General features: G+C 54.7%; 8 protein-coding genes. All 8 read right to left on the bottom strand.

What is annotated here, in order from left to right:
• A partial coding sequence (locus tag KNP64_RS07420) for a hypothetical protein (protein ID WP_214792431.1) occupies positions 1–476 on the bottom strand: 476 nt, incomplete at its 3' end.
• Positions 477–727: 251 nt separating this feature from the next.
• Complete coding sequence (locus KNP64_RS07415) at positions 728–1,372, bottom strand: sugar transferase (protein WP_305794560.1); 645 nt, start codon at positions 1,370–1,372, stop codon at positions 728–730.
• Complete coding sequence (locus KNP64_RS07410) at positions 1,372–2,925, bottom strand: lipopolysaccharide biosynthesis protein (protein WP_214792428.1); 1,554 nt, start codon at positions 2,923–2,925, stop codon at positions 1,372–1,374. Before KNP64_RS07410 ends, KNP64_RS07415 begins: the two co-directional genes overlap by 1 nt.
• Before the next feature lie 12 nt (positions 2,926–2,937).
• A complete protein-coding gene (locus tag KNP64_RS07405; protein WP_029594848.1) occupies positions 2,938–3,639 on the bottom strand; it encodes a CpsD/CapB family tyrosine-protein kinase in 702 nt (233 codons plus the stop codon).
• On the bottom strand, positions 3,608–4,369 hold the full coding sequence (locus KNP64_RS07400) for a YveK family protein (RefSeq protein ID WP_214792425.1): 762 nt from the start codon (positions 4,367–4,369) through the stop codon (positions 3,608–3,610). Before KNP64_RS07400 ends, KNP64_RS07405 begins: the two co-directional genes overlap by 32 nt.
• A 130-nt stretch (positions 4,370–4,499) precedes the next feature.
• A complete protein-coding gene (locus tag KNP64_RS07395; RefSeq protein WP_214792420.1) occupies positions 4,500–5,690 on the bottom strand; it encodes a hypothetical protein in 1,191 nt (396 codons plus the stop codon).
• Positions 5,691–5,707: 17 nt separating this feature from the next.
• On the bottom strand, positions 5,708–6,862 hold the full coding sequence (locus KNP64_RS07390) for a glycosyltransferase family 4 protein (protein WP_214792418.1): 1,155 nt from the start codon (positions 6,860–6,862) through the stop codon (positions 5,708–5,710).
• 13 nt (positions 6,863–6,875) lie between these two features.
• On the bottom strand, positions 6,876–7,931 hold the full coding sequence (locus tag KNP64_RS07385) for a glycosyltransferase family 2 protein (protein WP_214792415.1): 1,056 nt from the start codon (positions 7,929–7,931) through the stop codon (positions 6,876–6,878).
• Positions 7,932–7,941 lie beyond the last annotated feature (10 nt).

Raw genomic sequence — 7,941 nt, 5'->3', positions numbered from 1 at the left:
TAGACATCCACATAGACCCCGGTGATTGTGTCGTCCTCGACCACCATCTCGACCGGAACCGAATCACCGGCCGTGTAGTCGCCGTCCTCGATCGAATAACTGATTAACTTTGGAGCCACCGTGTCAGCTTCCGTACCATTCACATTGAATCCATTCAATTCGATATCCGTACCGCGTACAACCCTGCTGTTGTTCCAAGTGTCTGCCAAATAGACATAGTCGAACTCATACCGCCCCGACTCCATGCCTTCCTTGATTAGAAGTTCTCCACGATAGACACCACCTTCTAGCGCCCACATTCTGATCCATTGCAGTCCTCCAGAGATGGGCTTTCTCATATAGACATCCACATAGACCCCGGTGATTGTGTCGTCCTCGACCACCATCTCGACCGGAACCGAATCACCGGCCGTGTAGTCGCCGTCCTCAATCGAATAACTGATTAACTTTGGTGCCTCAACATCACCCTCAGCCAACACCCTCCAATCAAACGAACTAAATACCAATAACATCACGACAACTAAACTGACCCACTTTTTCATTCACATCTTCCTTTGTACTTTATATGTAACACCCATTAAGATTTTCCAAAGAACAATATACCATCTAATTTCTAAATTTTGTCTCCTGTTTTTATAAAAAGGTGTATGTTTTTCGATACCACGACATAAAAAATACCAGGTGTCCGTCAGACGATTTGTCCAACCGAAAACCTGGTCATCACCAATCATTTACTCCCAATCCGATACTCCGCCTCAATGACCTCATCCCCCATAAACGCCTCCATCGTCGCCGCCGTATCCGACGAGATGCCGTCCTTCTTCACGACTTTCCCGACCGTCTGCAGGATGATCTTCCAGTCGTTGAAGAACGTGACGTTGTCGACGTACTTCACATCGAGCGCGAAGCGATCCGGCCACGATAGTCGGTTCCGTCCGTTCACTTGGGCGAGTCCCGTCAGTCCCGGTCGGACATCATGTCGTCGACGTTGCTCTTCGTTATAACGCGGTAAATACTCGACGAGCAACGGGCGCGGTCCGACGATGGCGATGTCACCCTTGACGATGTTGAGCAGACTCGGCAACTCATCGAGACTGAGCGACCGGAGCGTCTGACCGAACGGGGTCAACCGGATCTCGTCCGGCAACAGTTCGCCGTGCTCATCCCGCTCATCGGTCATCGTCCGAAACTTCACCATCTCGAAGATGACGCTGTCTTTCCCGGGACGTTTCTGTTTGAACAGCACCGGTCCCCCGAGCTTCCACTTGATCAGACCCGCGACCGTCACGAGGACGGGACTCAATACGACGAGCGCGGCCGACGCGAGCACCACGTCTTGTGGCCGTTTAACGTATGTCTCATACATCCCCATCACACTTCCCCCTTCCCGAATCGCTTGCTTGGAATCATCGACCGGACCAAGTCTTTCTCGAACGCATCGACCGTGAACACCCACATGAAAATCGCGTAGGCGAGGACGAGCCCCATTCCTTTGAAGACGAAGCCGAGCAACGTGTCAGCTGGAAACCAATATTGGACGATGAAGCCGAGTCCGAGGACGAACAGTAATCCCGGGGCGAGCTTCACATGACACTCTCGGAAAAATCGGAACACGTCGAGCTTCAACACTTTCGCGTAGATGATGTTCATGAACAGCGTATTGCCGCTCAAGTATCCGATCATGACCGACAGCGCCGCCCCCGTCGCCCCGAACGGACCGCTCAGGAATGCTGAGAAGATCAAGGCGATCACCGCCGACAATACCATCCCATACGCCCGGTAGCGGACCTGGTTCGTCGCGACGAGGTGGATGTTGGCAATCTCTTGCGGTAGCGTAATGATACCCATCGCGATCAACAGTGCCGCGACGACATATGATTCTTTGAAATCGTCCCCGACCCAGAAGTGGATGAACTCCGCGCCCATCGCGATGAATACCATCGTGATAAGCCCGATGACGTACAGCTGGATGCGACCGACCCGAATCATCAAGTTCTCGATATCTTTCAAACCGCCCGAGTGGTTGAGCCGGGTCACTTTTGGCAAGAACAGCGAGTTGACGGCCGTGGCGATCAACAGGACGTATCCTTCAATGACCATCCCGATCGAGAAGATAGCGACGGCGACACCACTCGCGAAGATGACGAGCACGGTCGGCATGATGTGCATCAAGAAATTTTGCGTCGCCGACACGGTCGTCTGCCACGAGGCGAACACGAAAATCTCACGGTACATCCCTTTTCCCGACGCAGTGAAGTCGATTTCCGTGTCCGTTCCTTTCCAGACGTACAGCAACTTACACAAGTTGATCAGCAAAATCATCGCCGCGTTGACGATGACGAGGGCATAAACCCCATAACCCATAACGAGCGCTCCAATCGTGAAGCTGACGATTAGGATTTTCTCGAGGAAGAGCAGCGTGTTCAGCTGGATGAAACGCTCGTTGACGATAAAGACGGCGTCAATCGGTTTGGCGAGCAGCGTGATCAAGATGTAGAAACCGACAATCGGATACATGACTTTCAACTTCTCCATGTCACTCGCGCTCAAATTGCCGTAAATGACGTCGAGCAGGAAGTAGAGGACAACGAGGACGACCGTCAATAAGAGCGTCAAGAAGAAGAACAGTTTATAGGCAATGCCGAGAAAGCGAATCTCTCCAGCACGGTCACCGTGCGTCCGATAGTTGCTGAGGAAACGGGCGACGACGATCTCAAGTCCGAGGTTGAACGCGAAGATGGCGATAATCGAGAACGACAGGACGTATAACCCATAGTCCCCTTGTCCGATTTTGCTGATCATCCACGGCGTGTAGAGGAGCCCCGAGATGATGTTGAACCCGATTGATCCGTACGAGACCAAGGCGCCGTATTTGATTTGATTCGAACTCGTCTGTTCCGGTTCGATGGCATATTTGGTCGCCATGGGAGAGCCTCCTCATTGATACGTATAGTAATAGGCGTCCTTGCCTTGACGCGACTCGCGGCGATTCAAGACGATTCCGAGAATCTTCGCCCCGGTCATGAGCAGTTGGTCACGTGCTTTGACGACCTCGTCCCGGTCGGCCGATTCACAGCTGAGGACGAGGATTGCCCCGTCGACTTCCTGGGCAATAATCCGGCTGTCTGCCACCTGCATGATCGGCGGTGCGTCGAGCAAGATGATATCAAAGTCGTCTTTCAAGTGATCAAGCATCTCCCGGAACGCCGGGGCTGCGAGCAACTCGGACGGGTTCGGCGGGACGACACCCGCGACCATGACGTATAAGTTGTCGAGCTGGGTCGGCTGAATGGCCGCCTCGGCCGTCGAGCGCTTGGCGAGCACGTTCGAGAGCCCGATCCGTGAGTCGATATGGAAGATTTGATGGATCGTCGGGCGTCGCATGTCACAGTCGACGAGCAGGACGCGTTTGCCGAGTTGCGAGTAGACGACGGCCAGATTGCTCGCGGTCGTCGACTTGCCTTCGCCCATCGACGTCGAGGTGATGAGAAGCGTCTGCAATTTCGAGCCGAGCGATGTGAACTCGAGATTCGTCCGGAGCGTCCGGTATTGCTCCGAGATCGGTGACTTCGGTTCGTAAATCGTGATCAAGTTTTTCGTCATCCGATTATGATAGTTTTCGTTGCGTTTTCGGAACATACGGTTCACCCTCCTTTGCGACTTTTGGTTCCTTCGGCTTCCGTTTCTCAGGTTTCACGATTTGGCGATCAAACAACGGGATCGACGCGATGACCGGGATACCGAGGATGGCTTCCGCCTCGGCCTCGGAACGAATCTGTTTGTTGAACAAGTAACGCATGAGGACGATGCCGCTGCTCAAGATGAAACCGACCAAGACACCGAGTGCCGTGTTTCGTGGGATATTCGGTTCGACCGGTTCGGCCGGGATGAACGCCGGCGACAAGATTTGCGTATTATCGATATTCATTAATTTCGGTACTTCGTTCGAGAAGACGCGTCCGAGCTCGTTGGCAATCGTGGACGCGAGCGCTGCCGAGTCAGCCGTCGCTCGGATGGTGATGACTTGCGAGTTTTCCTCGCTCTCGATGACGATTTGGTCCTCGAGCTTCTCCGGGGCGCTGGCGATATTCTCGCGCACCTCGTTCAAGATAATCGGACTCTTCATGATGATTCGATACGTATTGACGAGCCCTTGGGACGATTGAATCTGCGTACTGTCGAGCGTCTCCGTCCCCGTTTGTTTCGGCACGACGAGGATCTGGGTCGACGCCTCGTACGTCGGTGGGATGACGTAACGGCTGAGCGAATAGGCGATGCCCCCGACTAGGACCATGGTGAACAGGATGACCCATTTTTTCGTTTTCAGGATGAACCAAATATCGCGAATCGATGCGTTGATGTCTTTCACGGCAACCTAACCTCCTTCATTGGTGCGACTCAAAGTTGTATGCGTTGTTGGATAATGACCATTTCCCCGTCCCGCTTCCCGTCAAATACAAACAGGAAGGAGATGCCTATCATTTTTTTGAAAGATTTGTCTACGTCGTAACGACAGGCGGAACGGGCTGTTTCGCTTGTTCGGCCCGGTGCCGGCTATAGGAGACGACAAAGACGAGCAAAATCAACAGATAGGCGATGGCGCGGAGCCGCAGCGCGGTTCCGATATTATCGTTCGTGATGGCGATCAAGCCGTTCCAGACGAACGCCTGCATCAAGATGAACTGTTGCACTTTCGTGACATAGGCGCGTCGTGACCAAAGGAACAACAAGATGAGCGTCATCGGCAACGCCTCGATGAAGAAGACGATCAAGATGGTGAGGCCACGGACGTCCCACGGCAGCGGGCCGACGAGGTTGCCGAGATAACTATGCACATAATTGACTAAGAAACCGAAGTAGTTCGATGCGTCGAGCCGGATACCCATCTGACTGCCACCGGCGAGGAAGCCGATGCCGTCGGAGCGATACTGGAGCGCCGAGCGGAGCGTCTTGTCGACGATCGGCACTTGCACGTCCATGAAGAACGTATAGATGATGCCGAAGATGACGAGGGCGAGCGTCAGGATGACAAACGGTCCGGCGATTTTGCGCACCGCTTGAAGTGACAGCCAAAGGACGGTCGCCATGACGAACGACAGAAGCGCATATGTCCGGAACTCGCCGAGCAACCAGACGGTCGGAATCAAGAGTAGGAAGTAGGTCCAGTTTTTCTCGAACAGCCATCGGATCGCGAGATACGTCGCGGCGATATAGAGCATGTAAATCCAGACGTCCCGGTAAATCGATGTCGTGATGTTGATGAACAGGCTGATATAGGCGATGAAACTGAACAGCGCGTATAGATAGGCGTAGTGCCGAATCTGTTCCTCTTTCTCCCCGAGCTCTGTTGTCGCGAGCTGGATGGAGACGAGTTTCAAGGCGAAGTGGATAAGGAGCGCCATGCCGACGAAGTTGAACAGCCGGATGGCGAACACGCTCTCGGTGCCAATCAACTGCATCAGCTTGCCGATGACCCATGGATAAATCGACGTCCGGATCCACGACAAATCGTAAAACACGTTCATCGCCTGTTCCCAGTAGAAGACGCCGTCATCCCCTTCCCCGAACAAATGGTACGACACACCGTTCCCGGTCGCGTAAATCGCGAGCGCGTAAAAGACGGTCGTCGCGAGCAGATAATAGAACAGCACCAGATATTTGACGACGCCGACCTCGGTATCGAGTTTCATGCGTCTCCCTCCTCTCTTCAGGCGATCGGTCGATCAAAACTCTCATAGATGCGTCGCATCTCCGTCTTCGAGCGGTCGACATCGAACGCCTTGACCGACTCGCTGTTATGGAGCCCCATTTGGTGGGACAAATCGAAATCGAGTTGCATCGTCCGGATGGCCCGAGCGAATCCGGCCACGTCTTCCGGCGAACATTTATAACCGGTCACCCCGTCAATCGAATAGTCGTTGATGCCATGGACGTTCGACGTGATGAGCGGGAGCCCGGCCGCCATCGCCTCGAGCGCGGCCATGCCGAGCCCTTCCCGTTTCGACGGAAAGACGAAGCAGTCCGACGCCTTCATCACTTCGATGACGTCGTCCCGGAAGCCGAGCAAGGTCACTTGCCGCTCGAGCCCGAGCTCCCGGATGAGCTGCTCGAGGTGGTCCTTGTTGTCACCCGTCCCGGCGATCAAATAACGGAGCGTCGGTTCTTTGAGCGAGGCAATGGCGCGGATGATCGTCTCGTGGTTCTTGTTCTCGTTCAACTCGCCGACCGACAACAAGACGAAGTCGGTATCGCTGTCGATGCCGAGGCCACGACGTTTCAGTGGTCGATCAATCGTGACCGCCTCGATTCGTTTCGTGTCGACGCCGATCCCAGGGATGCGGAACGTGTGCGATGTCTTGAACGTCTGTGCCCGCGAGAAGTCCTCTTCGTTGATGGTGACGATCGTGTCGGTCATGCGGGCGAGCGTCCGTTCGACCGGATAATACAGCATCCAGTTGAGCGACGGGCTGCCTTTGAAAAAATGGAAGCCGTGCGCCGTATACATGCATGGGGTGTGCGTCTGGCGCGCGACGAGCCGGCCGACGACCCCGCCGATCGGCGAGTGGCAGTGGATGAAGTGATAGCGGTTCGCCGTCATGACGGCTTTCAACTGTTGATAGGCGCGGACGTGGCCGTTCATCTTCTTGATGTCGCGCTCGAAATCGATTTGGAACAGTGTGACACCGTTCGCCTCTAGGTCCTGCTTGATGCGGGCGATCTTGTCAGCGGAATACATGCTGCCCCACTCGAAGTTCGTGGCGACGTCGACTTGATACCCCATCTCTTGGAGCATGCGGATATTGTCGCGGTTGAAGCTCTCGATCATCGAGACGACCGAGGCGACCATGAGCACTCGTTTCATCGTTTTCTCCTCCTCACACGCGTTTCCGAAGATAGTCGACCCCATGTAACATCAAGACGAGCGGGACAGTCCGTTCATGTTTACAGAGCTGGAAGAACGTCCGCCACTTCACATCGAAATGCTCGAGCTCCATCTGCGAATAGGCCTGTTTATATTCGTCCTGGCGGAGCACTTGTTTGAGCGACTCAGCCTGGGCGAACAGCGACTTCGGTGCCGCGAGTTCATTCAAGCCGATGCCGATCATGCTGAGGGCGATGCGGTTGTAGAGTGCCTGCATATACTCCTCGCCGAGGTGGTGCGTCTCGATGTAACGCATCAAGATGTGGAAGAATTGTAGCCGCGATGTGACGAGATCCCGTTTATACGCACTCGACATCGAACCCGCGTCCGTCTTCCGGTAATGGTAGACCGGGTAGTCGACATAGACGAAACGCTGACAGTTCTCGAGCGCCTCGATTTGGAAGTAGAGGTCGTTGAACGTACCGTACGGACCGGACCCGAACGTTAGGTGTTTGACGAGATCACGGTGATAGAGCGTGAAACAGTTCGAATTGAGGGCGTCGACGTTTTCCGGGTGGGCGAGCTCTTCCCCGACCAATCCGAACAAGCGACGATGGACGTGGCGCTTCGTCTCGTCCGCATCGAACGACAAAAAGTCCGCATCAAAGATTTTCTTCGGTAGCGATCGGCCCTTGTACTCCCGGACATATGTGCCCATGACCGCATCGGCCCGTTCCCGTTCGGCATGCTCGACGAGGACACGAACCGCATCGAGGTCGAGCCAATCATCGCTGTCGATGAACATGATGTACTCCCCCGTGGCCATGCCAAGCCCCCGGGTGCGGCTAAAAGCGCAGCCCCGGTTCGTTTGGTCCAGCACTTGGACACGCGGGTCATGAATATATTCCATCAAGATATCGTGGCTGTCGTCGGTACTGCCGTCGTTGATACAGATGATCTCGACGTGCGGATACGTCTGTTGCGTCAAGCTGTCGAGACACTGACGGACGTAGGCGCTCGCGTTGTAGACCGGGACGACGAGACTGACGAGCGGGGTGAGGCTTGGCATGTGGGTCACT

Source organism: Exiguobacterium sp. s64 (assembly GCF_018618035.1).
In the GTDB taxonomy this organism is placed as follows: Bacteria; Bacillota; Bacilli; order Exiguobacteriales; family Exiguobacteriaceae; genus Exiguobacterium; species Exiguobacterium mexicanum_A.
The sequence above is the reverse complement of the archived record's forward strand: the minus strand, read 5'-3'. Positions and strand labels throughout refer to the sequence as shown.

Coding starts and splice junctions, on each gene's coding strand:
- KNP64_RS07390 (WP_214792418.1), bottom strand. CDS start 6,862: ATGAAACGAGTGCTCATGGTCGCCTCGGTCGTCTCGATGATCGAGAGC.
- KNP64_RS07415 (WP_305794560.1), bottom strand. CDS start 1,372: ATGGGGATGTATGAGACATACGTTAAACGGCCACAAGACGTGGTGCTC.
- KNP64_RS07405 (WP_029594848.1), bottom strand. CDS start 3,639: ATGTTCCGAAAACGCAACGAAAACTATCATAATCGGATGACGAAAAAC.
- KNP64_RS07410 (WP_214792428.1), bottom strand. CDS start 2,925: ATGGCGACCAAATATGCCATCGAACCGGAACAGACGAGTTCGAATCAA.
- KNP64_RS07395 (WP_214792420.1), bottom strand. CDS start 5,690: ATGAAACTCGATACCGAGGTCGGCGTCGTCAAATATCTGGTGCTGTTC.
- KNP64_RS07385 (WP_214792415.1), bottom strand. CDS start 7,931: ATGCCAAGCCTCACCCCGCTCGTCAGTCTCGTCGTCCCGGTCTACAAC.